Source organism: Nioella nitratireducens, assembly GCF_001879715.1.
Classification (GTDB): Bacteria; Pseudomonadota; Alphaproteobacteria; order Rhodobacterales; family Rhodobacteraceae; genus Nioella; species Nioella nitratireducens.
In genome coordinates, this window is sequence record NZ_MNBW01000005.1 from 92,037 (window position 1) to 116,965 (window position 24,929).

The window sequence follows — 24,929 nt, forward strand, 5'->3', positions numbered from 1 at the left end:
CATGACCCCCCGCACCGTTCGGATTGGCATACTGGAAACCGGCCGCCCGCCAAAGGAATTGACAGGCGCCCATGGCGACTACCCGGCGATGGTCCGAAGTTGGTTGCAGGATGTCCCGGCAGCGTTCACCACCTATGCCGTGCTGGACGGGCAGATCCCGGACGATCCCAAGGCGGCGGATTTGTGGGTTATCACCGGCTCTCGCTTCGGCGTTTACGAGGATCACCCGTGGATTGCGCCCGCCGAAGCGTTCATCCGCGCGTGTCGTGACGCGGGCGTGCCGATGGTGGGCATCTGCTTTGGTCACCAGTTGATCGCGCAGGCGCTTGGCGGCGTGGTGCAAAAATCGGGCAAGGGTTGGGGCCTCGGTGTGCATGACTACACACCGCAGAACTGGCCCGATGCGCTTGGCGATGCGCCCGAGCGGATCTCGATCCAGGCCTACCACCAAGATCAGGTCATGACCCCGCCCGAAGGGGCGGAAACCATCGCGCGCTCGCCGTTTTGCGAGTATGCGGCGCTTTGGTATCCGGGGTTCGCGCTGACGGTGCAGGGCCATCCGGAATTCGCCAAACCCTATGCCAGTGCCTTGCTGGATGCGCGCCGGGGCACCAGCCTGACGGACGAGCAAGTCGATGTGGCTCAGGACAGCATGGCCAAGCCCGACACGCGCACCGATCTGGCGCGGATCGTGCGAGACCGCCTGTTGGGCTTGCCCGCCGACGCCTGAGCGGGCGAGAGGGCGGTTCAGGCCTTGGCGACTTCCTCTGTCAGCCAGTCCTTTAGGGCGACCAGCGGCGGGTAGTCCGACTGGGCCTCTGGCCAGACAAGGTAGTAGGCCCCGAAGACAGAGCCTGAGCGTTGCGGCAGGGCGATGAGCGTGCCCGCAGCAAGGTCGCGTTCGATCAGGAAACGGGGCACGAGCGCCGCGCCCAGCCCCTGTTTGGCCGCCTCGACCATGGTTGCGAACTGGTCGAACTGGACGGCCACGCGTTCGTCTGTTCCATGCCCTTGCGACATGAACCAGCGCCGCCATGCGCCCTTGCGGCTTTCGATTTGCAGGCGGGGCAGGGCGGCGACATCGTGTGGCGTGGCGATGTCCCGACCGGCCAGAAGGGCGGGGGCGACGACGGCGACGTTTTCCTCGTCCATCAGCTTGAGAAAGCCCGCGCCGGGCCAGTCTTCTTGTCCGAAATGGATCGCCGCGTGAAAATCTTCGCTGGCGAAATCGAACGGATGCGTCCGGGTGGACAGGTTGACCGTCACGCCGGGATGCGCCGCCATGAAGCCGGGCAGGCGCGGGGCCAGCCAATAGGTGCCGAAGGCGGGTAGTATGGCCAGGTTCAAAAGGCCGCCACGCGGGTTCGACTGCACCGACAACGTGGCATTGGCGATGGTCGAAATCGCACCGCGCAGTTCGCGCGCATAGGCCGCGCCTGCCGGGGTCGGCACAAGGCGCTTGCGGTCGCGGCGAAAAAGGGCTTGCCCCAGCCGCGCCTCCAGTTTCTGGATCTGACGGCTGACAGCGCCTTGGGTCAGATCCAGTTCCTCGGCCGCGTCGGTCACCGACCCAAGCCGCGCCACCGCTTCGAACGCGGTGAGCCAAGGCAGAGGGGGAAGGAAACGGCGACCAAACATCATTCCATTGTGTAATGATGTCCTGCGGGAATGTCGATGGAATTGGCGTGCAGTATGCTCTAGCCCTTGGTCAATGCATCCCTGTGCGGCACCGTGATGCCGTGCCCCTGATGATCTGTCCGAGGAGACCCGAAATGACCCTGAAAGCCAAAGACGCCCCCGACCTGTCCAGCTTTACCTGGGACGATGCCCTGCTGCTGGAAAGCCAGTTGACCGAGGACGAGCGGATGCTGCGCGATGCGGCCCGCGAATTTGCGCAAAGCGAGCTGCAACCACGCGTGATCAAGGCCTATTCCGAGGAAACCGTCGCGCCGGAACTGTTCCCACTGATGGGGCAGGCGGGGCTGTTGGGCGCGACCCTGCCCGAGGAGTATGGCGGGCTTGGCGCGAATTACGTCACCTACGGATTGATCGCGCGGGAAATTGAGCGGGTGGACAGCGGCTATCGCTCGATGATGTCGGTGCAGTCCAGCCTCGTGATCTATCCGATCTATGCCTATGGGTCCGAGGAGCAGCGGCAGAAATACCTGCCCGGACTGTGTTCGGGCGCGTTGATTGGCTGTTTTGGCCTGACCGAACCCGATGCCGGGTCGGACCCTGCGGGTATGAAAACGCGGGCTGAGAAGACCGAGACCGGCTATCGCATCAGCGGCTCGAAAATGTGGATTTCCAACGCGCCGGTTGCCGATGTGTTCGTGGTCTGGGCCAAGTCCGAGGCGCATGGCGGCAAGATCCGCGGCTTCGTTCTGGAAAAGGGCATGGCGGGGCTGTCCGCCCCCAAGATCGCGGGCAAGCAAAGTTTGCGGGCATCGGTGACGGGCGAGATCGTGATGGATGGTGTCGAGGTCGGCGAAGACGCACTGCTGCCCAATGTGCAGGGGCTCAAAGGGCCGTTCGGCTGCCTGAACCGGGCGCGCTATGGCATCGCGTGGGGCGTGATGGGGGCGGCCGAGTTCAGCTGGCACGCAGCGCGGCAATACGGGTTGGATCGCAAGCAATTCAACAAGCCGCTCGCGCAGACGCAGCTCTTCCAGAAGAAGCTCGCCGACATGCAGACGGAGATCACCCTCGGCCTACAGGCGGCGTTGCGCGTCGGGCGATTGATGGATGAGGCGCAGGCGGCGCCCGAGATGATCAGCCTGATCAAGCGCAACAACTGCGGAAAGGCGTTGGATATCGCGCGGCAATCGCGGGACATGCATGGGGGCAACGGGATTTCCGAGGAATTCCAGGTCATTCGCCACATGATGAACCTTGAGACGGTGAATACCTACGAAGGCACCCATGACGTGCACGCGCTGATCCTTGGCCGCGCGCAAACCGGGTTGCAGGCGTTTTTCTGATCGACATCTCGCGCGCCCCGTTGGTGATGTTCGCGGGGCGCGAAATCCGCTGGACGTCTCGCTGTTGACCCGGCAAGACTGCGCTGGTCAGCAGGGGAGTCCGGGCATGAGCAGCACAAAACCCGTGGTCGTGATCGGGGCCGGGATCGTTGGGGTCTCGACCGCCCTGTGGTTGCGGCGCGCCGGCAAGGCGGTGATCCTGTTGGACCGGGACGCACCGGGGCAGGCCACATCCTACGGTAATGCCGGGGTTCTGGCGAGTGCGGCCATCGTGCCGGTCACCACGCCGGGCTTGGTCTGGAAGGGACCGGGCTATCTGCTGGACCGCAACTTTCCCCTGTTCCTGCGCTGGTCCTACCTGCCGCGGCTGATGCCGTGGCTGTTGCGGTTCCTGTCGCACGCTAATGACCGCGACACGCGGCGGATCTCGGCGGCGCTGACGGGGCTGATTGGCGATAGCGTCGAGCAGCATCTGGCACTGGCCAAGGACACCCGCGCTGCGCCGTGGGTGGTCGAGAGCGATTACAGCTTTGCCTATGCCAGCCGCGCCGAGTTCGAGAAGGACGCCTATGGCTGGGGCCTGAAGCAAGAGGCAGGGTTCGTTCCGACGCTTTACGAAGGGGCGGCGGTGCAGGCGTACGAGCCGTCGCTCGGCCCGGACGTGGGGCTGGTGGCGGCTCTGCCGGGGCATGGCTTTGTCACCGACCCGGGCGGCTACGTGACCGCGCTGGCCGAAGAATTCCGCGCCATGGGCGGCGAGATCCGGCAAGCCGAGGTGGTGGATGTCACGCTGACCGATGGCATGGTCTCGGCCGTTGTCACGCGGGGCGGAGAGATCGCCTGCGACCAGGCGGTGCTGACCACCGGGGCGTGGTCGAAACCCTTGATGAAAAAGCTTGGGCTGACGATCCCGCTGGAAACCGAGCGTGGCTATCACATCGTGTTCGAGAATGCCCAAGGCGGCCCGACCCGGCCGATCATGGTCAGTTCCGGCAAGTTTGTCGCCACCCCTATGAAACAGGGCCTGCGCTGTGCCGGGATCGTGGAACTTGGCGGGCTGGAGGCCGGCCCCTCGCGCGCGCCGTTCGACTTGCTGCGGCGGCAGGTGGCGAAAAGCTTTCCGGGGCTGAAGGCGACGGGCGAGGTCGAATGGATGGGCCACAGACCCACCGTGCCCGACAGCTTGCCGCTGATCGGAGAGATCCGGGGGACAGGTGTCTTTGCCGGGTTCGGACACCAGCATATCGGGCTGACGGGCGGGCCCAAGACCGGACGGCTGTTGGCGCAGTTGATCACCGGGCAACGGCCCAACCAGGACCTTTCCGCCTTCGATCCGGTGCGTTTCAGGGGGTAACGGGCTTCGCCGCCTTCGGCGCCGACCCGCGGGCGGCACGCCTCGGCCCCCGCTGAAGCGGGAGCCTCGCCGCGCCGCTTGGGGCCAGCCCCAAACCCCGGGAGTATTTTTGCCAAGAAGAAGGGGGCGAGGGTCAGCCCCCGGCGCGGATCATGTCGGCGGCCTTTTCGGCGATCATCACCGTGGGCGAATTGGTGTTGCCCGAGGTGATCGTGGGCATGATCGAGGCGTCGACCACGCGCAGCCCTTCCATGCCGTGAACCCTCAGGCAGGGATCTACAACCGCGCCGGGGTCGGTGCCCATGCGGGCGGTGCCGACGGGGTGGAAAATCGTTGTGCCGATCTGGCCCGCCGCGTCGATCAGTTGCTGGTCGGTGGCGTAGTCGGGGCCGGGCCGGATTTCCTGCGGATGGTATTGGGCGAGCGGAGTCTGGCCAACGATCTTGCGCGTCAGCGTGATCGAGCGGGCGGCGGTGAGGCGGTCGGCCTCGGTCGAGAGGTAGTTGGGCTGGATCGCGGGGGCGTCGCCGGGATCGGGCGAATTCAGGCGCACATGGCCGCGTGCCTCGGGGCGCAGGTTGCAGACCGAGGCGGTAAAGGCGGGGAACGGGTCGAGGTCTTCGCCGAACCTGGGCAGGCTGAGCGGCTGGACGTGGTATTCCAGATCCGGGGTGTCGAGGCTAGGGTCCGACTTCGCGAAGGCGCCAAGCTGTGACGGGGCCATCGACATCGGGCCAGACCGGAAGAGCGCGTATTCCAGACCGATTTTTGCCTTTCCAAACAAGGTGGAAGACAGTTGGTTGAGGGTCTTCACCCCCGCGACGCGATAGGACAGGCGCAGTTGCAGGTGGTCTTGCAAATTGCCGCCGACGCCCGCCAAATCGTGGGTTACGCCGATCCCGTGGTCCTGCAAATGCTGGCCGGGGCCGATGCCGGACAGCATCATCAAATGCGGCGAGCCGATTGACCCGGCGCAGAGGATCACTTCGCGGGTGGCGGTGGCCTGTGCGGGTTGGCCGTCTTTCAGGAACCGCACGCCGGTGGCCTTGCGACCTTCCAGGATCAGCCCTTGCGCTTGAGCACCGGTCAGCACGGTGAGGGTCTGGCGGTGTTCGGCGGGGCGCAGGAAGCCCGTGGCGGTAGACCAGCGCCAGCCGCGCCGCTGGTTGACCTGGAAATAGCCGACACCTTCGTTGGTGCCGGTGTTGAAATCGTCCGTGCGGGGGATGCCCGCGGCCTCGGCGGCATCCGCGAACGCGTCAAGGATTTCCCAGCTAAGTCTTTGTTTTTCAACGCGCCATTCGCCGCCTTCCCCATGGGTTTCGGACACGCCCTGGTAGTGATCTTCGGATTTCAGGAAGTAAGGCAACACGTCATCCCAGCCCCAGCCGGGATTGCCCATTTGCCGCCATTGGTCGTAGTCGCGGGCTTGGCCGCGGAGGTAGAGCATGCCGTTGATGGCCGAGCAGCCGCCCAAGATCCGGCCGCGGGGGTAGAGGATGGCGCGGTTGCCCAAGCCCGGTTCGGCCTCGGTGGAGAACATCCAGTCGGTGCGGGGGTTGCCGATGCAATAGAGGTAACCAACGGGAATCTTTGTCCAAATATAGTTATCCCGGCCGCCCGCTTCGAGCAGCAGAACGCGGGTGCGCGGATCTTCGGACAGGCGGTTGGCCAGCACACAGCCAGCCGAGCCTGCGCCCACGATCACATAGTCGAACGGCCCGAAATCCTTCATCGTCCCCTCCCGTTTCCGACAGGTATGTCGGTTATTTCTGACAGGTTTGTCGATTTTGCCGCCGGGGTAAATGGGGTGCGGCGCGCGATGTGACGCGTCGCGCCGGGGTCAGAAAACCGAGGGCAGCCAGAGCACCAGTGCCGGGAACATGATCAGGACCACAACGCGCACGATTTCCGCCCCGAAGAAGGGCAGGACGCCCTTGAAGGTGTCGATCATCGGTGTGTCCTTTGCGAGGGCCGATATCACGAAGACATTCATCCCCACAGGGGGCGTGATCAGCCCCAACTCGACCACGATGAGCGCGAGGATGCCAAACCAGACCTTGAGGTCTTCGGTGCTCATGCCATAGCCGGTGTCGGGGCCGAAGGCGTAGAGGCCACCGTTCAGTTCGACCAGCACCGGCCAGAAGAACGGGATCACCAGCAAGATCATCGACAGCGAGTCCATCAGGCAGCCCAGAAGGATCAGCGCGACAAGCAGGATGACCAACACCGTCATCGGTTCCAGCCCCGAGCCCGAGATCCATTCGGCGGTGGCCTGCGGCATCCGGATGCGGGACATGAAGATCTTCATCAGTTCCGCGCCCAGGAGGATCAGGTAGATCATGCCGGTGGTCTGCGCGGTTTCCTTGAGGCTGTCGACCATGTCGCGCCAGCCGAGGCTGCCGCGGAACAGGCCATAGACCGCCACGAGGAAGACGCCCACGGCCGCGCCGGGGGTGGGGTTGTAAAAGCCGCCGTAGATGCCGCCCAGAACGATGGCGAAGATCAGCACCACGGGCAGCACGCCAAGGGTGGCCGCGATGAATTCGGCACGGTCGGCGGCGCCGCCCTTGGGGCCGGCCTCGGGGCGCAGGGTGACGTAGACCAGGATGGTGACGAGGAAGAACAGCACGGCGAGGATACCGGGGATCATCGCGGCCATGAACATGGTCACGATATTGGCCTCGACGATGATCGAATAGATGATCAGCACGACCGAGGGCGGGATCAGGATGCCCAGCACCCCGCCCGCCGCGAGCGACCCGGTCGCCAGCGCGCCGGAATAGTTGTAGCGCTTGAGTTCCGGCAGGGCGATCCGGCCCATGGTCGAAGCGGTAGCCAGTGACGAGCCGGAGACCGCGCCAAAGCCCGCGCAGCCCGCGATGGCGGCCATGGCGGTGCCGCCGGGGGCCCATCCAAGCCACGCGTTCGCGCCGCGAAACAGCGCCTTGGACAGCCCCACGCGCGATGCGATGGCCCCCATCAGCACAAACATCGGCACGACCGAGAGGCCGTAGTTGGAGAACTGCCCATAGGCCAGCGTCTTGAGCTGGTTCATCACGGTGAAGGGGCCGTTCATGATGAGGGTGCCGACGCCGCCGATCAGGATCATGGAATAGGCGATCGGCATCCGCAGCGCGATCAGGATGACCAGCAGGACGAGGCTGATCAGCCCAAGGGTGATGGGATCAAGCATGAGGTCAGTTCCCGCCCCGAGCCACTTTGCCGAGGTTTTCCAGAAGTGTGATGAGGGCCGCCACGGCCAGAAGGAGCAGCGAAATCAGGCAGGGCACATAGGCCCACCAGATCGGAATTTGCAAAATGGCCGTCGCATAGTGGTATTCGCGCTGGCTGAGCAGTCCGCCATACATGCTGTAGATCATCAGGAGGCCGAAAAATAGCGCCACCATCGAGGCCACGAGGGCGAAGATCGAGATCCACAGCGCCGAGGCGCGGGCGGTGAAGATATCGGCGGTCACATTGGCGCCGGTCAGTTGGCAATACGGCAGGAAGGCAAAGGCGGCGATGGCGATACCCATCTCGGTCAGTTCGAAATCGCCCGAGAAGGGCAGGCCGACCACCGCGCCGACCACGCTCCAGACATTCATCAGGACCACGGCCAGCACCATGACCCCGCCGAGGATGCCCCAGGTGGCAATCACCGACTCCGCCGCACCGGTCAAGCCGGCGCGACGGGTCATATCTGCGACGGGCGCGTCCATTACATGTCGGACGCGTTTTCGGCGATCAGGTCGCGCGCCGTCTGCACGAGGCCCGCGCCGTCGATACCGATAGAGGACACTTCCTCGATCCAGCGGTCAACCACCGGTTCCAGCACCTCTTGGAAGGCTGCGGTTTCGTCTTCCGTCAGGGTGACGTGGGTGTTGCCCGCTTCCACGGCCATGTTGATGCCGAAATTGTCGGATGCGCGCCAGATCTCGCCGACATGGCCCCACCATTCCCGGTTCGAGGCCTCGCGGAATGCGGCCTGAATATCCTCGGGCAGGCCGTTCCAGCGATCTGCGTTCATCGACACCTGGAAGGTGGTGGTGCCGAAGCGGGCCATGTCATAGCCCTCGATCTGGTATTCGGTCTGTTCCTGAATGCGCAGCGGCGGGATAATTTCCCACGGGATCAGCGCGCCATCGACGACACCGGTTTGCAGCGCCTGCGGCAGTTCGGGCACGGGCATGGCGACCGGGGTCGCGCCGAGCGCCTCGATGATCCATGCGCCGGTGCGCGTCGGGATGCGCAGGCGCATGCCGTCGAGGTCTTCGGGGCGGTGCACCTCGGTATCGACCATGTGCAGGCCCTGACCGGCGTGGACATGCAGGAACATGACCTCGAGCCCGGTGTATTCTTCGCGCAGGTAGTCGTCGAACATGTCGTAGAGCGCGAGGTTGGCGGCCACCGGATCGTTCACATAGACGAAGGGAAGCTCCATCACTTCGGTGCGCGGGAAGAGACCGGGGGTGTAGCCGTTTACCGTCCAGATCAGGTCGACCACGCCATCGCGGGCCTGGCTGACCAGTTCGGGCGGGCGACCGCCGAGGGTCATGGCCGGGAAGATTTCAATATCGACGCGGCCGCCGGATAGTTCTTCGACCCGTTGGACCCATGGTTCCAGCATCTGGGTTTGGGCCGGGGCCTGCGCGCCGAGAAGGTGGTGCAGGCGGAACGTGTATTCCTGGGCGCTGGCGCCGGTGGCCAGCGTCAAGACGGCAGCGAGTGCGCCTATGGCAGTTGTGGTCTTCATGTGGTCTCCTCCCTTGGGTGTGCTGGTCTTGTCCGGCGAACCGGCCAGCTCGATGCGGTATCAAATCCGCAAATTCTGTTTTTCCGACGCTATCATACTTGATGCTCGGGCAGGTATACGATGAGTCCGTCAAGGTTCTCGGCCACGACGATCTGGCAGGACAGGCGGCTGGTGGGCTTCACCTCGCAGGCGGCGAAGTCGAGCATGTCGGCCTCGGTCTCGCCGGCGGGGCCGACCTTGTCGGCCCAGTCATCGGCCACGTAGGCATGGCAGGTGGCGCAGGCCATGGCACCGCCGCATTCGGCGGTGATACCGTCGATGCCATGGGCCATGGCGGTCTGCATGACGCTGTCCCCGATCTTTGCAGCGACCGTGGTTTCAGTTCCGTCGGCGTCGATAAAGGTGACCTTGGGCATGCCGGGGCCTGTCCTTTCTTGTTGGATGTTCTTAGGGCGCGGTCGCGGCACGGGGCCAATCCATTTGCGCGGGCACTGCATAAGTTCTGGGTATAGGGGCACGGCCCCGGTCGGTTCAGTTGAGACGGACGGGCAGGTTCAGCGGGCCGCGGAAGCCAAAGCCGCGCCAGACCACCGAGGACGGATCGACCAGTTCCATGTTGGGGAACCGGTCGAAGATCATCGGCAGCATGATCTTGCCCAGCATCATCCGCGCCAGGTGGGCGCCCATGCAGTGATGCGGCCCCGAGCCGAAGCTTTGATGCGGGTTCTTGGCGCGGAGGGCGTTGAACAGGTGGCCGTCTTCGAACAGGTCTTCGTCGTGGTTGGCCGAGGCCTGAATGGTCATCACCACCGTGTCCTTGGGCAGGTCGATGCCGCGAATTTCGGTGTCGCGGGTGGCGCGCCGGGCGCTGACCTGAATCGGGGCGACCCAGCGGACCGCCTCTTCGAAGGCCGCGCCCCAGTTGCCGCTGCGCTTCACCTCGTCCAATTGGTCGGGGTTGGTCAGCAGCCCGTAGAGCACCGTGAGCAGCGCGTCGCGGGGTTCGTTGATGCCGCCGCCGATCGCGATCTTGATATTGGCGACGATCTGGCTCCAGGCGATTGGATCGTCGGCATTGATCATGACCGACAGCGCGGTCTGATCGGGCTCGGCGCGGTATCGGTCGACGTTTTTCTCAAGCAGGGCATTCATCGCCATATGGGCACGGTCAACCCGCTCGAACGGTTCGTCCTGCCAGCCGAAATTGCCCGCGCCGTCGATCAGGGCCTGCGACCAGAATTGCATGTCGTCATCGCTGGCCTCGGGCAAGCCGAGGATTTCCGCGAGGATGCGGGCGGCGAGGGGGCCGGCGAGGGTCGGGAAAAGATCGACCACTTCGTCGCGCGGCAGCCGGTCAAGGTATCGCCCGGCGAATGTCTCATAGGCCGGGCCCCAGAGCGTCTTGAGGTTCCTGGGCGAGAAGGTGGGCATCATCGCGCCGCGTTCGGCCTTGTGCTCCTCGCCGTCCTTGCGCATCAGCGTATGCGCCTGAAAGGCCCGTTTCATCGGGGTGTTGGGATCGTCCGAGGACCAAGTGTCGGGGTCGTCCTTGACCGCGCGGGTATCAGATGCCTTGGTCAGCATGACACGGCCAACGGCCTTGACCGCGCAGACCGGGGCTTCGGAGCGAAGGCGGCGATAGAGTGGGTAGGGGTTCTCGACCAACTCGGTGATCGTGACCTTGTCTTCGACAGGGGCCAGCGGCATGACGTCATCCTCCCTTACGCGTCTCCTCGGCCCTCGGGATAGCTTGTGATACTTAATCTAACAACTTAATGGAATTGATTGGCCGGATCAGGTATTTTGATTTCATGGAGTCCAAAGCCCTCAACATTGATTTTGCGGACCTGCGCACTTTGCGGCTGGTGCATGAGCACCTGTCTTTTTCCGAGGTGGCGCAGATCCTTGGCGTGAACCAGTCGGCGGTCAGCTACACGATTGAAAAGCTGCGCCGCGCCTTTGACGACCAACTGTTCTTCCGGCAGGGCGGCGGGGTCGTGGCGACCGAGCGGTGCGCGGTCATTGCCACGGCAGCGGCGGGGATGCTGGCGGATCTGGAACAGTTGGCGATGCCCGAAGCCTTCGATCCGGCCGAGGCCGAGCACCGCTTTACCATCGCCTGCAATTTCTATGAACGGCAATTGATCTTGCCCCTGATCATGCGAAAGCTGCGCGAGACGGCACCGAACATGCGGGTGGATACGATCAACTCGATCTCGTTGGGGCACCTACAACTGAAACGCGGCGAGGCCGAGCTGCTGATCGGGCCGCTGAAACCTGAGGAGGCGGGATTCTATTGCCGCAATCTGGCGACGGAGCGCTATGTTTGCGTGATGGACCCGGACAACCCGCTGGCGCGAAAGCCGCTGACGTTGGAGGATTACCTGACGGCCAAGCACGCGGTGGTGCTGTATGGCGGGGGGTGGAGGTCGGGCTATCTGCGTGCCCTTGACCGGATGGGCCGCAGCCTCGACCAGGTCTTGTCGGTTCCCAGCCCGGCCGGGCTGAACCGGGTGCTGGCCGGGACAGACCTGCTGTCTACCGTGCCCAACCGCATTGCCGACACCTTTGGCGACGGCCTGCACATCACCGATTGCCCATGCCCGGCGCCCTTCGACATTGATCTTGTCTGGACCGAGCGCACCCATCGGTCACCCATCCATATCTGGCTGCGCGAATTGATCTCGCGCGAGGTCAAGGCGGCGCTTGGCTGAGCCTTACGCGGTCGGCGCGGCCTCTTTGGTCAGCATCAGGATGGCCAAAAGGGTATTGAGCGGGGCAGGCAGGCCAAGGTCGGACGACCGCCGGGCGACGTAGCCATTGAGCGCCCCGATCTCGGTGGCGCGCCCGTGTTGCAGATCCTGAAGCATCGAGGCCTTGTGCCTGCCGTGATTGGCAAAAGCGTAGGCGATCTGGCCCTCGACCGCCGATAACGTGGCGTCGATCCCTTCGGCTTGCGCAAGCGCGATCACCTCGGCGGCGATGGCAGAGGTGATCGCCGTGGCACCGGGCGCGGCGGCCAGCCCGCCCACGGGCACCCCGGCCAGTGCGGTGGTGGCGTTCATGGCGCAGTTGAAGGCCGCCTTTTGCCAGACCTGCGCCGGGGCCGTGGCGGTGAAGTGGAACCCGGCGGCGGCCAGCGGCGCGGCCAGGGCCTCGGCCTCGGGTGAGGCTTGCCATGCGGTGAAGGGGGTGTGCGCCTTGCCGTGGCTGGCGACATGGCCGGGGCCGCGAAAATCGCCTGGCGTCATGGTGCAGCCATAAAGGACGCGATTGTCCGGAACATGGCGCAACAGCGTTTCCACGTTGCCCAGACCGTTTTGCAGTGTCATCACGAAGGCCCCGCCCGCGATCACGCTGGCGACCGAAGTCAGTGCCGCATCGCTGTGATAGGTCTTGGTGAGCAGCAGGATCAGGTCGGTATCCTTTGGGCAGGCTTCGGGGCGGGCGGCAGCGATTGGCAGGATGTCGGTCCCGTCCTCCCAGTCCACCCGCAGCCCATCACGGGTGACGGCGTCGATATGGGCCTGGTTCAGGTCGAGCAGGGTCACCGACAGCCCGGCCTTGGCCAGATGCGCCCCGATAACCGAGCCGAGCGCCCCGGCGCCCAGAATGGCAATGTTCATGGCTGGTCCTCCCTCGCGTGGGTCGTGCCGATCCTAGGCACCGGGCGCGGGCGGGGCAAGCAATTGATTGCCGTGTGAAGTATTGCCGTGTGAGGTATTGGTGGGAGATGTCGCGGCGGGCGTCAGCGTTTGGCGTGCAGGTCTGCGCAGGCGAAGTCGATCAGGGCACGGACCTTGCGGGGCAGGGTGCGGCCTTCGAGATAGATGGCGCTGAGGGGGGCATGGCCGGTTTCATACTCGGGCAGCAGGTGCACCAGTCGTCCCGTCTGAAGGTCGTCGCCAAGGATGAAATCGGGGACCAGCGCGATGCCATGCCCGGCGCGGGCCAGATCGCGCACGGCGCGGGCGCTGTTGACCATGAAGCGGCTGGACAGGAGGACGTCCTGCGCGTGGCCCTGTTTCGAAAACCGCCAGAGCGCGGGCGTGCGGCGGTTGGTGTCGGCGATGCAGACATGGGTCTTGAGGTCTTGCGGGCCGCGCGGGGTGCCGTGGCGGGACAGGTAGGCGGGAGCCGCGACCAGATGCGTCTCGATCTGGCCTAAGCGCTGCACCTTGAGCGAAGAGACCACCGGCGTGCCGATGCGAAAAGCGAGGTCGATGCCTTCGCTGGCCAGATCGACATGGGCGTCGTCGAGGCGCAGGTCTATGGTCAGGTCGGGATGCGGGGCGGCGAACCGGCGGAGCATCTCCGTCAGGGTGGTTTCGCCGAAGGTGACGGGGGCCGAGATGCGCAGCACACCCGAGAGGCCGCGGGTGCCCTCGGTCATGTCGGACAGCATCAGGTCGAGATCGTCGAGCAGCGCCGGGGCGCGGGCGAGCAGGTCTTCGCCCGCCGGGGTCAGGCCCACGCGGCGGGTGGTGCGCTGAAGCAGGCGGGTGCCAAGGCGGGCTTCCAGCTCGGCCACGTATTTCGAGGTCAGGCGGTTCGACAGGCCAAGGCGGTCGGCGGCCTTGGTGAAGGAACCGCTTTCTGCGGTGGCGACAAAGGCGCGGAGGCCGTCGAGAAGGTCCATGGCTATATTGTGAACAAATTGGAGAAAGTCATAGCCTAAAATCGCCATTTCATTGGTAAAGCGCAAGGCCCATCTTGCCCGGCATGGAAACGCACCGGGGGGTGGCCCCCGGACCAGACAGGAGATTGACCGATGATCGACCAGAAAACCGCCCCCTATGCCGCACTTGTTTTGCGGCTGACAACCGGGGCCTTGTTCCTTGTGCACGGGCTGACCAAGCTCTTCGTCTTCACGCCTGCGGGCACCGCCGGGTTCTTCGGCTCTTTGGGTTTGCCCGAATGGCTGGGGCCGCTGACCATGGTGGTGGAAATTCTCGGGGGTATCGCGCTGATACTTGGCGTGGGCACCCGCGTCGTGTCGGCGGTTCTCGTGCCGGTGCTGCTTGGCGCAGCTTTTACGGCCCATTGGGCCAACGGCTTCGGCTTTTCCAACGCCGGTGGCGGCTGGGAATACCCGATGATGTGGGCCGCCGTGCAGGCGTCGCTGGTGTTGCTGGGGGACGGGGCCTATGCCTTGAAACCGGTGTTGCTGCGGCCCGCGCAGGCCTGAACGCGCAGGAAAGGACAAGATCATGGGTATCCAGACGGCGCTTGACGCGCTGAAAGACCGGCTGCGGGCATCTGACCGGATGCCCGTGGTCTTCCTTGGGCACGGCAGCCCGATGAACGCCTTGGAAGAGACCGGCCATGCCCGCACCTGGGCGGCGCTTGGCCAGTCGTTGCAGCGCCCGCAGGCGATCCTAGTGGTCTCGGCCCACTGGATGACGCGGGGCACGACGCTGGTCGATGTGTCGGCGTATCCGCGCACGATCCATGATTTTCACGGGTTTCCGCAGCCGCTGTATGACATGCAGTATCCTGCGCCGGGGCACCCGGACCTTGCCCGAGAGGTGGCGTCGCTTCTGGCCAGTCACCATGTGGAGGGGGATGAAAGCTGGGGCCTCGACCACGGGTCATGGTCCGTGCTGACATGGCTCTACCCCGAGTCCGATGTGCCGGTGTTCCAGCTCTCTATCGACATGAGCAAGGACCTGGACTGGCACCTTGAGATCGGCAAGCACCTGTCGGCGCTGCGTGACCGGGGGGTGCTGATCCTTGGGTCGGGCAACGTGGTGCACAACCTGCGCGCCATGCGGCCCGGCGGCGTGGCGCTGGATTGGGCAGAGGAGTTCGACAGGCTGGTCGCGGACCGGCTGGAAGAGCGGGATATCGCGGCCCTTGCGGACCGTGCCGGGCTGGGGGCGCTGTTGACGATGGCGCACCCAACGCTGGACCATTACCTGCCCGCGTTGACCGTGGCAGGGGCAGCGGAGGCGGGGGATGCGTTAACCTTTATGAATGACAGCATCGACTTCGGCTCGGTCTCGATGCGCAGTTTCGTGTTTCACGATCAGTGAAAGCCGCGCGGCCCCGTGGGACGGAACGGGGCCGCGCGGCCTGTCAGACCGGCAAAACCATGCGGCGCGGATCGGACAGAAGACGGGCGTAGTGGGTCAGGAACCGCGCGGCGTCGGCCCCGTTGATCACCCGGTGATCGTAGGAGAGGTCCATCGGCACCATCGGCACCGGTTGCCACTCTCCATCCGCCCAGACCGGCACGGTTTCGGTGCGGGTGAGGCCGAGGATCGCCACCTCGGGCGGGTTCACGATCGGGGTGAAGGCGCTGCCGCCGATGCCGCCGAGGTTCGAGATCGACATCGACGCGCCACCCATCTCGTCGCCCGAGAGCTTGCGCGTTTGCGCGCGTCCCGCCAGATCGGTGATATCCGCCGCGATCTGCCAAAGCCCCTTTTTGTCGGCGTCCCGGATGACCGGCACCATAAGGCCGTGCGGCGTGTCGACGGCGATGCCGATATGGACGTAGTCCTTGAGCACCAGCGTTTCGCCATCCGACGTGAGCGAGGCGTTGAAGCGTGGAAAGGCGCGCAGTGTCTTGGCGAGCGCCATGACGTGAAAGGCGAGCGCGGTGATCTTGGTTCCGCGCGCCGCGCCTTCGTCTTTCAGCGACTTTCTGAACGCCTCGACCGCGCGCATGTCGGCGCGGTCGTGATGAGTGACCTGCGGGATCATCGCATTGGCCGCCGACAGGTTGGCCGAGGCGATCTGCGCAATGCGCGACATCGGTTCCTCGGTCACCGGGCCATAGGCCGCATGGTCCACGTCCCAGTAGCGGCTGGCGTCGGGGGCGGCTGCGGCGGGCGCGCTGCCGCCCCCGCCCAGATGCGCGTCCACGTCCTCGCGGCCCAATGTCGTGCGACCGGCGGCCTTGGCCACCGTTTCCAGATCGACGCCCTTGTTGGCGGCGTAGTGCTTGGTGCTGGGGCTTGCCTGGATGTCCATGACAGCCCCCTTACCAACTGGCCGAGATATACTGGGTTTCCATGAACTCCAGCATACCTTCGTGCCCGCCTTCGCGGCCAAGGCCAGATTGTTTCACACCGCCGAACGGCGCGGCAGGGTCTGACACGAGGCCACGGTTGAGGCCGACCATGCCGTATTCCAGCCGCTCACAAACCTGCATGGCGCGCTTGAAATCCTCGGAGAAGACATAGGCGACAAGGCCGTATTCGGTGTCGTTGGCGCGCCGGATCACGTCTTCCTGATCGGTGAAGGTCTGGATCGCGGCGACGGGGCCGAAGATCTCGTCCTTCACGCATTCAGCGGTTTCCGGCACGTTCGTCAGCACCGTGGGCGGGTAGAAGAAGCCCTTGCCGTTTGGCATCGTGCCGCCGCAGGTGATCTTGGCCCCCTTGGCCACGGCATCGGACACGAAGTCGGCCACCTTGTCGCGGGTATCGGCATTGACCAGCGGGCCAACATCGACCGACGGATCGGTGCCGTCGCCCACCTTGAGGGCCTGCATGCGCTCGGTCAGGCGGCGGGTAAATTCCTCTGCCACGGCCTCGTGCACATAGATGCGGTTGGCGGCGGTGCAGGCCTCGCCCAGATTGCGCATCTTGGCCAGCATGGTGCCCTCGATGGCGGTGTCCATGTCGGCGTCGTCGAACACGATGCAGGGCGCGTTGCCACCCAGTTCCATTGCCGGTTTCAGCACCTGGTCAGCCGCGGATTTCAGCAGCTTGCGGCCAACGCCAGTGGAGCCGGTGAAGCTGACCACGCGCACACGCGGATCGTGCAGCATATGGTCAACCAGCGCGCCGGTGCGGCGCGAGGGCAGCACGTTGACAAGGCCCTTGGGCACGCCCGCCTCTTCCAGAAGCGGCATAAGCGCCAGCATGGTCAGTGGGGTTTCCGAGGCGGGCTTGATGATGACACCGCAGCCGGCGGCCAGTGCAGGCGCAATCTTGCGGGTGCCCATGGCAGCGGGGTAGTTCCACGGCGTGACCAGCACGGCGAGGCCCGCAGGCTTGTGCTGCACGATGATCCGCGCGCCGGACGCGGGGGCGTGGGTGATCAGGCCATCGGCGCGCACGGCCTCTTCCGCGAACCAGCGGAAGAATTCTGCGGCATAGGTCGCCTCCCCCTTGGCGTCGACGCCCGCCTTGCCGTTTTCCAGCGTGATATAGGTGGCGAATTCGTCCAGCCGCGCGGTCATCAGTTCCCACGCCTTGCGCAGCACTTCGGACCGTTCGCGCGGGGTGCGGGCGGCCCAGTCCTTCATCGCGGCTTCAGCAGCATCGAGCGCTGCGTCGGCGTCTGCGATTTCGGCAGACGCGACAGAGGCCAGGACTTCCTCGGTCGCGGGGTTTAGGACGTCGAAACGGACCTTGTCGGCGCCTTCGCGCCAGTGGCCGTTGATGTAGAGATCGGTAAATTCCATGTCGGTCCTCGCGGGTCAGAGCAGATGGCGGAGCGGCTCGGCCAGCCGTCCGGCAAATCCGCTGATAAGATCGAGCGCCTCGGCGGCAGAAAGCTGTTCGGGCGCGCATTCGAGTGTGAGGGTCAGACTGTCGCCCGCCCCTGTCAGCGTCAACACCGGGGTGTCTTCCGCCCCGAGGCTGATCGAGGTGAGCGGCGATCCGGCAAGGTCGCGGATGGTCAGGGCTGGTTGCCCATCCTCGGGGATCACGCGGGTCTGGCCATATGCTTCAATCGCCACGGCGGTGCCGGGCTGGCCAAGGGCCGCTGCGGCGAAGCTGGCCAGCAGGGCAGGGCGGTTCGCCGGGGCGCCGGTGTCCTTGGCGACCCATGCGCAGAAGGCGGCAAACGCCTGGGACGGGATTTCGGCGGTCAGGCGGCGGGTGGCTTGGGCCACAGCCCCGGTCGGACTGGTCATCGTCGGCAGGCTGCGCAGCACGTCCAGATCGGCGGTGTGATAGGGCTGCGGATGGCCCGCCTCGACCAGGCGGCCAAGGTCCAGCCCCTCTTGCAGGGCAATGCGACGCGCCTTGGGCGAGGCAAGGATGCGCCCGCCAGGGGCGACCGGGGCCGCGGCCTTGGCAGCCGGTTTCGTCGGGGCCTTGGCCGGGGCCGGTTTGTCTTCGGCTTTGGCGGGGGCCGGGGCGGGGGCCGGTTTGGCCTTGCCCGCCCAGCTTCGCTGCATCGGGTTGTCCGGCTTGTCGCCCGAAATGATGGCGATCACCTCGCCCACGGGCGCGGCCTCGCCAGCCTCGGCCAGCAGCGCCGCGACAAAGCCGTCATGACCTGCTTCGACCTCCATCGTGGCCTTGTCGGTTTCCACTTCGAACAGGATATCGCCCGAAGTAACGGCGTCGCCCGGGGCCTTGTGCCACGCGACGATCACGCCTTCGTCCTGTGCCATACCGAGCGCGGGCATGATGATGCCGGTTCCGTCGGGCAGGTCATCCTGCGCGCCCGCGTCATCCTGGCCCACGTCCTCCTGCGCCGGGGCAGCTGCGGCGGTGCCGCTGCCCTCTGCCGTGTCCGAGATCATGGCGATCACATTGCCCACGGGCACATCCTCGCCATCGCCAGCGGTCACATCGGTCAGGAAGCCGTCGGCGGGCGCCTCGACTTCCATCGTCGCCTTGTCGGTTTCCACCTCGAACAGCGCATCGCCCGTCTTGACCGCATCGCCGGCCTGTTTCAACCAGCTCACGATCTTGCCGGTGTCCTGCGCCATCCCGAGGGCGGGCATGATCACCTCATGCGGCGTGAAGCCAGCAGTTTCACGCGGCATGGATCATCTCCCCTGACATGAGCTTGCGGGCGTTCTGGACCACGCCTTCCGGCGTCGGCACGGTGATATCCTCCAGCGCCGGGCTGAAAGGCACCGGCACGTCCATCGCCCCCATGCGCAACACCGGCGCGTCGAGATGGTAAAACGCTTTTTCGTTGATCCGGCCCGCGATTTCGCCGGTGATACCAAAGCTTTGGTGGCCTTCGTCCACCACGATCACGCGGCTGGTCTTCTTGGCGGATTCGATCAGCGTCTGTTCATCCAGCGGCACGATGGTGCGCGGGTCGATCACTTCGGCGCTGATGCCCTCGGCTTCCAGCATCTCGGCGGCCTTCTCGCAGACCTGCACCATGGAGGATGTGCCAATCAGGGTGATGTCCGTGCCCGCGCGCTTGATGTTCGCCTCGCCGAAGGGGATCAGAAATTCCTCCTTCGGGACCGGGGCCTTGTCGTTATACATCAGCTTGTCTTCGAAGATCACGACCGGATTGTTGTCGCGGATCGCGGTCTTCATCAGGCCCTTGGCCTCGTAGGCCGACGAGGGCAGCGCCACTTTCAGGCCCGGAATATGGGCCACCAGCGCGTGCAACGACTGGCTGTGTTGCGCCGCAGACCGGCGGGTTGCGCCAAGATTGGTGCGCAGAACCAGCGGCACGTTCAGCTTTCCACCCGACATGTAATAGGCCTTGGCCGCCTGATTGCAGAGCTGGTCCATGATCAGGAAGATGAAATCGCCGAACATCAGGTCGACGATCGGGCGCGAACCAGTCAGCGCCGCGCCCACGGCAAGGCCCATGAAGCCGGGTTCGGCGATCGGCGTGTCGATCACGCGTTCGGTGCCGAATTCTTCGACCAAACCGGACAGCACCTTGAAGGGCGTTCCGGCCTCGGCCACGTCTTCGCCGATGATGAAGGTGGTGGGGTCGCGGCGCATTTCCTCGGCCAGCGCCTCGTTCACCGCTTGGGACAGGGTGATATTTCGCATTTCAGGTCTCCTCAGGCACCGGGCCGCAGGGTGGCGGGGTCGGTCGGGGCAAAGACGTGCATGTCCACCTCGCTCTCATCGGGGTATTTGGCGGACAGCGCGTAATCGACGGCGGCCTTGGCGTCGGCGCGAATCTCGTCCTCCATCGCCTGCAAGTCCTCTGCGTTGGCGATGCCCTCTTCCGCCAGCCACTTGCCGAAATTGACGATCGGGTCGCGGCTTTCCTTCCAGATCGTCTCTTCTTCCTTGGCGCGGTAATAGTCGCGGTTGATGTCGCCCACGTGGTGGCCGTGATAGCGATAGGTCATCAATTCCACGAAGAACGGGCCTTCGCCCTTGCGCGCACGGGCAACCAGCCTCTCGGTCAGCTCGTTCACCGCCAGCACATCCTGCCCGTCAACGGTAAAGCTCTCGATCCCGAACGCCTCGGCCCGCGCGGGGATGGACCCCGCGGCGATTTCCTCGGTCTTTGTGTATTCGGAGTAGCCGTTGTTTTCGCAGGCATAAATGACAGGCAGCTTCCATAGGCTTGCCATGTTCATGACCTCGTAGAGCAGCCCTTGCGCGGTGGCGCCGTCGCCGAAGAAGCACACGCTTACATCGTCGGAGCCTTGCAACTTGGCGCGCAGCGCCGAGCCGGTGGCGATGCCCATGGACCCGCCCACGATGGCGTTGGCCCCAAGGTTTCCGTGGCTTTGGTCGGCGATGTGCATCGAGCCGCCCTTGCCGCGACAATAGCCCTCTTCCTTGCCCAGAAGCTCGCAGAACATCTGCTTGAAGTCGGCCCCCTTGGCCACGCAATGGCCATGGCCCCGGTGGGTCGAGGTGATGCGGTCGCTGTCGGTCAGCGCCTCGCAAATTCCCACGGCAACGGCTTCTTCGCCGGAATACATATGGGTCAGCCCCGGCATCTTGGCCGAGAGGTAAAGCTGGTTGGCATTGTCTTCGAAGACGCGGATGCGCACCATCTGGCGATACATCCGCAGGTAGTCTTCGGTGTTGGTCTTGGCTTTGGCCATCTGACTGGTCCTTCTCGGGTGCGAATCCCTGTCGTCTTCTTCTTGGCGAAAATACTCTCGGGGGGTGCGGGGGGCAGACAGCCCCCCGCGGATCCCGTCAGGGATCAGTAGCGGTTCGCGATCGGCAGTTCCTGCGCCGGGAACAGCGAGATCACTTCGCAGCCGGTGTCGGTCACGACCACCTCTTCTTCGATCCGGGCGGCAGAATAGCCGTCGGAGGCCGGGCAGTAGGTTTCGAGGGCGAAGACCATGCCGGTCTGGATTTCCATCGGGTTGTCCAACGACACCGCGCGGCTGATGATCGGGCGTTCGTGCAGCGCCAGGCCCAGACCGTGGCCGAATTGCAAGCCGAAGGCGCTCAGCTCGTCGGGGAAGCCGAATTCCTCGGCCTTGGGCCAGAGCTTGGCGACCTGGTCAGTGGTGACGCCGGGGCGGATCGCCTGGATCGACGCGTCGATCCATTCGCGGGCCCGGATATAGGCGTCGCGCTGCGAGGGCGTGGACATGCCGATGTTGAACGTCCGGTAATAGCAGGTCCGGTAGCCCTGGTAACTTTGCAGGATGTCGAAGAACGCCTGATCGCCGGGGCGGAACTGGCGGTCGGTGAAGTTGTGGGGGTGCGGGTTGCAGCGTTCGCCCGAGATGGCGTTGATCGCCTCGACATCGTCCGAGCCCCATTCGTAGAGCAGCTTGTTCGACATGGCGACGATCTCGTTCTCGCGTACGCCGGGTTTCAGCTCTTCGTAGATCATGTGGTAGACGCCATCGACCATGCTGGCCGCTTGCGTCAGCAACTGGATTTCGTCCCAGTTCTTGATCTCGCGCGCGCTCAGCATGATCTGCTGGCCATCGACCACGTTCAGCCCGGCCTCTTTCAGGGCGTGGAACATGGCGGTTTCGGCGTAGTCCACGCCCACGGGCATGTCCTTCATCCCGGCGTCTTCGATCAGGCCGGCGATTTCTTCGGCGTATTTCTTCATCAAGCCAAAAGAGGGCGGGATCGTGCCCCGCATGCCGACGACACCGGCGCGGCAATGGTCGGGGACCAGCCAGTCGGAGTATTTCTTGTGGTGTACGGCTGCAGAGCCGAAATCCCACACGTAAGGCGCGTCGTCGCCGGTCAGCAGGCAGAAACGGCACATCTTGTCGCGTTCCCATTCACCGATCTTGGTGGCCGAGACGTAGCGGATGTTGTTCACGTCGAACAGCAGCAGGGTGCCGCAATCGCTGGCCTTCAGCGCTTCGCGGGTGCGCGACAGGCGATACCGGCGCAGGCGGTCATGATCGACGCGGCGTTCGAAATCAACCGAGGTGTGCCCCCAGGCGGGCAGGCGGCCTTCCCACTTCCAGTTCGGGTCGAGATCCTGCGGGGTGAGGACATTCGGGGTGAGTGCGCGGTTCATGGGTCTAAATCTCCTGCGGGTGCGCCATTGCGCACCCGGTTTGTTGGTGAATTGTCAAAGGGCCGGGGGGGCTACTGGATGCACCAGCCGCCGTCGATGTGGATCATCTGGCCGGTCATGTAGTCGCTGTCGTCGCTGGCGAGGAACGATGCGGTTCCGACGATATCCTTGGGATAGGAGACCCGCTTGATCACCAGTTCGTTCTCGACGATGTCGTCATAGGCCTGACCGGCGCGTTCCTTGAACCCGATCTCGACCAGATCCTTGTCGAGCTGTTCCCAGAGCGGTGTGACCACGACGCCGGGCGCGTAGCCGTTGACAGTGATGTTGTGTTCGGCCAGCCCGAGTGCGCCGCAATGGGTCAGCGCGAGGCAGCCGTATTTCGAGGTGCAATAGACGGTCACGTCGATCAGTGGCTTGCGCGAGGCGATCGAGCCCACGTTGATGATCTTGTAGGGGTGATCCTCCATCGGACCCTGCGCGATCATCTGGCGGGCGGCTTCCTGCATGCCCAGCCACATCGCCTTGGTGTTGACGTTCATGATCATGTCCCAGTTGTCTTCGTCGATATCCATGAAGAACCGGGGCTTGTTGAGGCCTGCGTTGAACAGGGCCACGTTGATATTGCCGAAGGCCTCGACCGTGGTGGCGACGGCGGCGGCGTTGTCCTCGCGCTTGGTTACGTCCATCCGGACGGCAATCGCCTTGCCGTTGCCGGCGGAATTGATGCGCTCGGCAACTTCCTGCGCCTCGTCGAGGTCGAGGTCACCGATACACACATTCGCGCCTTGCGCGGCGAAGGCCTCGGCATTGCCAGCACCCATGCCGCGCGCGGCCCCGGTGATGAGAATATTTTTCCCTTTCAGGCGATTGGGGTCCATGGGGTCCTCCTCTAGTCCCTTGTCGATTGCATCACCGCCTCGGCGCGGGACTGGGCCCGGGACAAGGCGTCGCGCGGGGTCGTGATGCCCCGCAACATGTCGTGGATTTCCTGACCGCAGATGGCGATCATCTCGGAAATCTGGGGCGCCGGCGGGCGCGGCCAGAATTGCAGCTCGTCGCGCCAGGACATGGCGTCGACGGCCTCGAAAATCGGTGAGAGCTGGCGCACCTCGGGGTCGGCCCCGACCGAGTAGCGGGGCGCCGTGCGGCTGCCGTTCATGACGTAGAGCTTCTGCGCCTCGGGCGAGGTGAAGGCGACCAGCGCCTCTGCCGCCTGCTGCTTGCGCTCGGCTGGCAGGTTCGACGGCAGGCACAGCACATAGCCGCCCACCGGCGCGATCGGCTGGCCATGCGGACCGGCGGGATGCGGCAGGTAGCCGGTGGCGCCGTGGGCGGGCGAGGACTCGTCCAGCTCGAAATAGGGCGCCAGCAGAGTGTAGCCGTAGGCCATGGCAATCTTGCCGGCGGCGTAGGGGCGCACGCGCTCGTACCACGACATCGACAGGATGTCGGTCGGCGAAAATTCCAGCAGCGCCATCAGGTATTCCGCCGCTTCCAGCGCGCGGGGGGTGTTCAATGTCGGCACCAGATCGCGACGGTCGAGATGATCGGCATCATAGCCGCCCGCGATGGCGTCGAGGTTGAAGACCGGCTGGCCGAAATCTGCGCAGGTCATCATGAAGGTGTGGCCAAGCGCAGTGCCGCGGGCCGCGTTCCACGCGATGCCATAGCGGCCACGGGCGGGATCGTGCAGGGCTTTCGCGGCGCGCAGCAGGTCGTCGGTGGTGGCGGGCGGTTCCAGCCCCGCCTCGGCGAACCAGTCCTTGCGGTAAAACAGCAGTTCCGGGGTGGTCTGGCTGGGCACACCGTAGGGACGCCCGCCCCAATGCGCCGCCCGCCAGCCCGCCGTGTGAAAATCGCTGGGGTCAAGCCGGTCGATGTCGAGCACATCGTCAAGCGGTGTCAACAGTCCGCGGGCAACGAACTCTCCCAGCCATGGCAGATCGACGGCGATGATGTCGTAGCGGCTGGCGCTGTGCTCGGCGTTGCGGATCGCCTCTTCGTGCAAGCGGTCAATGGAAAAGGCGCGCTGGCTGATCTTGGTGCCGATCACCTGCTCGAACTGGCGCTTGAGGTTTTCCATGACCATGAAGGTGGGGTCGCCGTGAACGAGGATGCGCAGGCCGCCCGGCAGCTTGAGCGGCTCTGGCAAAACCTTCGGCGGCTGGATCGACCGTGCCGATTTGTAGGAGCCGCCGAAGTAGTAATCGGCGCCCTCGCGGCTGTCCGGCGAGGGCGCGATCTGGTTGAGCCGGGTTTTCGCCAGCCGCAGGATGCGGTCCGACAATTGCGCCCAGTTTTGCAGCATGGCGGCACTTGGGTGCAGCGAAAAGCTCTTGCCTGACCGCGTGCGGGGGCGCTGTTCGATCAGGCCGGCGTCTTGCAACTCGGTCAGTTTTCGCCGCGCGGTGGCGTAGGGCACGCCCGAGGCCGCGATCACCGAGGACGCGGTGCAGATGCGGCCTTCGAGGTGGTTGCGGACAAGGTGAATGGCCATGTTGAGATAGGGGTTTGGCGCCGCGATATCGAGGGCCGTCTCGACCTCTGCTGAGAAATCTTCAATAAGATCAATGGCCTGATGGATTTCGGATGGACCAAACGGGGGCATTCCAGCAGTCACTGGCTTGCCTCCGAGTAAATATTCGTTTTGAACATTTTTCATGGCCCGCTCTTCTTCGGATGGGGGGCG

General features: G+C 64.7%; 23 protein-coding genes. 6 read left to right on the top strand and 17 right to left on the bottom strand.

Annotated features, from left to right (window positions below):
• Position 1 precedes the first annotated feature (1 nt).
• The gene (locus BKY27_RS06000) at positions 2–730 is read left to right on the top strand and encodes a type 1 glutamine amidotransferase (protein ID WP_071673545.1); all 729 of its coding nucleotides are present in this window, start codon (positions 2–4) and stop codon (positions 728–730) included.
• Between the two features lie 17 nt (positions 731–747).
• Here the strand turns inward: BKY27_RS06000 and BKY27_RS06005 are convergent, their stop codons facing one another.
• Positions 748–1,641: a LysR family transcriptional regulator gene (locus BKY27_RS06005; protein WP_071673546.1), complete on the bottom strand. Its 894-nt coding sequence runs from the start codon at positions 1,639–1,641 to the stop codon at positions 748–750.
• A 131-nt stretch (positions 1,642–1,772) separates the two neighbouring features.
• On the opposite strand from BKY27_RS06005, the gene BKY27_RS06010 reads away from it, so the two are divergent.
• Complete coding sequence (locus tag BKY27_RS06010; protein ID WP_146636191.1) at positions 1,773–2,981, top strand: acyl-CoA dehydrogenase; 1,209 nt, start codon at positions 1,773–1,775, stop codon at positions 2,979–2,981.
• Between the two features lie 106 nt (positions 2,982–3,087).
• Positions 3,088–4,335 (top strand): NAD(P)/FAD-dependent oxidoreductase, encoded by a 1,248-nt coding sequence (locus tag BKY27_RS06015; RefSeq protein WP_071673547.1) that lies wholly within the window; start codon positions 3,088–3,090, stop codon positions 4,333–4,335.
• 133 nt (positions 4,336–4,468) lie between these two features.
• Here the strand turns inward: BKY27_RS06015 and BKY27_RS06020 are convergent, their stop codons facing one another.
• From BKY27_RS06020 to BKY27_RS06045, 6 genes are all read right to left on the bottom strand, one after another.
• Positions 4,469–6,070, bottom strand: a complete 1,602-nt coding sequence (locus tag BKY27_RS06020) for a GMC family oxidoreductase (RefSeq protein ID WP_071673548.1) — start codon at positions 6,068–6,070, stop codon at positions 4,469–4,471.
• 108 nt (positions 6,071–6,178) lie between these two features.
• Entirely contained in the window at positions 6,179–7,531 is a 1,353-nt protein-coding gene (locus BKY27_RS06025; protein WP_071673549.1) for a TRAP transporter large permease, read from the bottom strand.
• 4 nt (positions 7,532–7,535) lie between these two features.
• Positions 7,536–8,036 carry a TRAP transporter small permease gene (locus BKY27_RS06030; protein WP_071673705.1) on the bottom strand — a complete coding sequence of 167 codons (501 nt, stop codon included), beginning with the start codon at positions 8,034–8,036 and terminating at the stop codon, positions 7,536–7,538.
• A gap of 20 nt (positions 8,037–8,056) precedes the next feature.
• Positions 8,057–9,091: a TRAP transporter substrate-binding protein gene (locus BKY27_RS06035; RefSeq protein ID WP_071673550.1), complete on the bottom strand. Its 1,035-nt coding sequence runs from the start codon at positions 9,089–9,091 to the stop codon at positions 8,057–8,059.
• A 92-nt stretch (positions 9,092–9,183) separates the two neighbouring features.
• Entirely contained in the window at positions 9,184–9,507 is a 324-nt protein-coding gene (locus BKY27_RS06040; protein ID WP_071673551.1) for a 2Fe-2S iron-sulfur cluster-binding protein, read from the bottom strand.
• A 115-nt stretch (positions 9,508–9,622) separates the two neighbouring features.
• Positions 9,623–10,798: a cytochrome P450 gene (locus BKY27_RS06045; RefSeq protein WP_071673552.1), complete on the bottom strand. Its 1,176-nt coding sequence runs from the start codon at positions 10,796–10,798 to the stop codon at positions 9,623–9,625.
• A 104-nt stretch (positions 10,799–10,902) separates the two neighbouring features.
• Here BKY27_RS06045 and BKY27_RS06050 point away from each other — a divergent pair, with 104 nt between their 5' ends.
• Positions 10,903–11,805 (top strand): LysR family transcriptional regulator, encoded by a 903-nt coding sequence (locus BKY27_RS06050; RefSeq protein ID WP_071673706.1) that lies wholly within the window; start codon positions 10,903–10,905, stop codon positions 11,803–11,805.
• 3 nt (positions 11,806–11,808) lie between these two features.
• Here the strand turns inward: BKY27_RS06050 and BKY27_RS06055 are convergent, their stop codons facing one another.
• On the bottom strand, positions 11,809–12,717 hold the full coding sequence (locus BKY27_RS06055) for a ketopantoate reductase family protein (RefSeq protein ID WP_071673553.1): 909 nt from the start codon (positions 12,715–12,717) through the stop codon (positions 11,809–11,811).
• Positions 12,718–12,839: 122 nt separating this feature from the next.
• Positions 12,840–13,730, bottom strand: a complete 891-nt coding sequence (locus BKY27_RS06060; RefSeq protein WP_071673707.1) for a LysR family transcriptional regulator — start codon at positions 13,728–13,730, stop codon at positions 12,840–12,842.
• Positions 13,731–13,862: 132 nt separating this feature from the next.
• Between BKY27_RS06060 and BKY27_RS06065 the strand changes: the two genes are divergently transcribed.
• The gene (locus BKY27_RS06065; protein WP_071673554.1) at positions 13,863–14,279 is read left to right on the top strand and encodes a DoxX family protein; all 417 of its coding nucleotides are present in this window, start codon (positions 13,863–13,865) and stop codon (positions 14,277–14,279) included.
• A 22-nt stretch (positions 14,280–14,301) separates the two neighbouring features.
• Positions 14,302–15,126, top strand: a complete 825-nt coding sequence (ygiD, locus tag BKY27_RS06070) for a 4,5-DOPA-extradiol-dioxygenase (RefSeq protein WP_071673555.1) — start codon at positions 14,302–14,304, stop codon at positions 15,124–15,126.
• A gap of 43 nt (positions 15,127–15,169) precedes the next feature.
• Here ygiD and BKY27_RS06075 read toward each other — a convergent pair whose 3' ends face one another.
• From BKY27_RS06075 to BKY27_RS06110, 8 genes are all read right to left on the bottom strand, one after another.
• Positions 15,170–16,069 (bottom strand): 2-oxo acid dehydrogenase subunit E2, encoded by a 900-nt coding sequence (locus BKY27_RS06075; protein WP_071673556.1) that lies wholly within the window; start codon positions 16,067–16,069, stop codon positions 15,170–15,172.
• Between the two features lie 10 nt (positions 16,070–16,079).
• Positions 16,080–17,510: an NAD-dependent succinate-semialdehyde dehydrogenase gene (locus BKY27_RS06080; protein ID WP_071673557.1), complete on the bottom strand. Its 1,431-nt coding sequence runs from the start codon at positions 17,508–17,510 to the stop codon at positions 16,080–16,082.
• 15 nt (positions 17,511–17,525) lie between these two features.
• Entirely contained in the window at positions 17,526–18,830 is a 1,305-nt protein-coding gene (locus BKY27_RS06085) for a biotin/lipoyl-containing protein (RefSeq protein ID WP_071673558.1), read from the bottom strand.
• Positions 18,820–19,815 carry an alpha-ketoacid dehydrogenase subunit beta gene (locus BKY27_RS06090; RefSeq protein WP_071673559.1) on the bottom strand — a complete coding sequence of 332 codons (996 nt, stop codon included), beginning with the start codon at positions 19,813–19,815 and terminating at the stop codon, positions 18,820–18,822. The genes BKY27_RS06085 and BKY27_RS06090 overlap by 11 nt, the downstream gene beginning before the upstream one ends.
• 11 nt (positions 19,816–19,826) lie before the next feature.
• Positions 19,827–20,834, bottom strand: a complete 1,008-nt coding sequence (locus BKY27_RS06095) for a thiamine pyrophosphate-dependent dehydrogenase E1 component subunit alpha (RefSeq protein ID WP_071673560.1) — start codon at positions 20,832–20,834, stop codon at positions 19,827–19,829.
• A 104-nt stretch (positions 20,835–20,938) separates the two neighbouring features.
• A complete protein-coding gene (locus BKY27_RS06100; RefSeq protein ID WP_071673561.1) occupies positions 20,939–22,237 on the bottom strand; it encodes a M24 family metallopeptidase in 1,299 nt (432 codons plus the stop codon).
• A gap of 71 nt (positions 22,238–22,308) precedes the next feature.
• Positions 22,309–23,118: an SDR family NAD(P)-dependent oxidoreductase gene (locus BKY27_RS06105; RefSeq protein WP_071673562.1), complete on the bottom strand. Its 810-nt coding sequence runs from the start codon at positions 23,116–23,118 to the stop codon at positions 22,309–22,311.
• Positions 23,119–23,129: 11 nt separating this feature from the next.
• A complete protein-coding gene (locus BKY27_RS06110) occupies positions 23,130–24,902 on the bottom strand; it encodes an ABC transporter substrate-binding protein (RefSeq protein ID WP_146636192.1) in 1,773 nt (590 codons plus the stop codon).
• Between the last annotated feature and the right edge of the window lie 27 nt (positions 24,903–24,929).

Bases quoted from the DNA above. Each gene is read 5' to 3' on its own strand.
- BKY27_RS06110 (WP_146636192.1), bottom strand. From the start codon at position 24,902: ATGAAAAATGTTCAAAACGAATATTTACTCGGAGGCAAGCCAGTGACT.
- BKY27_RS06015 (WP_071673547.1), top strand. From the start codon at position 3,088: ATGAGCAGCACAAAACCCGTGGTCGTGATCGGGGCCGGGATCGTTGGG.
- BKY27_RS06030 (WP_071673705.1), bottom strand. From the start codon at position 8,036: ATGACCCGTCGCGCCGGCTTGACCGGTGCGGCGGAGTCGGTGATTGCC.
- BKY27_RS06050 (WP_071673706.1), top strand. From the start codon at position 10,903: ATGGAGTCCAAAGCCCTCAACATTGATTTTGCGGACCTGCGCACTTTG.
- BKY27_RS06060 (WP_071673707.1), bottom strand. From the start codon at position 13,730: ATGGACCTTCTCGACGGCCTCCGCGCCTTTGTCGCCACCGCAGAAAGC.
- BKY27_RS06025 (WP_071673549.1), bottom strand. From the start codon at position 7,531: ATGCTTGATCCCATCACCCTTGGGCTGATCAGCCTCGTCCTGCTGGTC.
- BKY27_RS06105 (WP_071673562.1), bottom strand. From the start codon at position 23,118: ATGGACCCCAATCGCCTGAAAGGGAAAAATATTCTCATCACCGGGGCC.
- BKY27_RS06100 (WP_071673561.1), bottom strand. From the start codon at position 22,237: ATGAACCGCGCACTCACCCCGAATGTCCTCACCCCGCAGGATCTCGAC.
- BKY27_RS06035 (WP_071673550.1), bottom strand. From the start codon at position 9,091: ATGAAGACCACAACTGCCATAGGCGCACTCGCTGCCGTCTTGACGCTG.
- BKY27_RS06085 (WP_071673558.1), bottom strand. From the start codon at position 18,830: ATGCCGCGTGAAACTGCTGGCTTCACGCCGCATGAGGTGATCATGCCC.
- BKY27_RS06020 (WP_071673548.1), bottom strand. From the start codon at position 6,070: ATGAAGGATTTCGGGCCGTTCGACTATGTGATCGTGGGCGCAGGCTCG.
- BKY27_RS06095 (WP_071673560.1), bottom strand. From the start codon at position 20,834: ATGGCCAAAGCCAAGACCAACACCGAAGACTACCTGCGGATGTATCGC.
- BKY27_RS06065 (WP_071673554.1), top strand. From the start codon at position 13,863: ATGATCGACCAGAAAACCGCCCCCTATGCCGCACTTGTTTTGCGGCTG.
- BKY27_RS06005 (WP_071673546.1), bottom strand. From the start codon at position 1,641: ATGATGTTTGGTCGCCGTTTCCTTCCCCCTCTGCCTTGGCTCACCGCG.
- BKY27_RS06040 (WP_071673551.1), bottom strand. From the start codon at position 9,507: ATGCCCAAGGTCACCTTTATCGACGCCGACGGAACTGAAACCACGGTC.
- ygiD (WP_071673555.1), top strand. From the start codon at position 14,302: ATGGGTATCCAGACGGCGCTTGACGCGCTGAAAGACCGGCTGCGGGCA.
- BKY27_RS06090 (WP_071673559.1), bottom strand. From the start codon at position 19,815: ATGCGAAATATCACCCTGTCCCAAGCGGTGAACGAGGCGCTGGCCGAG.
- BKY27_RS06010 (WP_146636191.1), top strand. From the start codon at position 1,773: ATGACCCTGAAAGCCAAAGACGCCCCCGACCTGTCCAGCTTTACCTGG.
- BKY27_RS06055 (WP_071673553.1), bottom strand. From the start codon at position 12,717: ATGAACATTGCCATTCTGGGCGCCGGGGCGCTCGGCTCGGTTATCGGG.
- BKY27_RS06045 (WP_071673552.1), bottom strand. From the start codon at position 10,798: ATGCCGCTGGCCCCTGTCGAAGACAAGGTCACGATCACCGAGTTGGTC.
- BKY27_RS06000 (WP_071673545.1), top strand. From the start codon at position 2: ATGACCCCCCGCACCGTTCGGATTGGCATACTGGAAACCGGCCGCCCG.
- BKY27_RS06080 (WP_071673557.1), bottom strand. From the start codon at position 17,510: ATGGAATTTACCGATCTCTACATCAACGGCCACTGGCGCGAAGGCGCC.
- BKY27_RS06075 (WP_071673556.1), bottom strand. From the start codon at position 16,069: ATGGACATCCAGGCAAGCCCCAGCACCAAGCACTACGCCGCCAACAAG.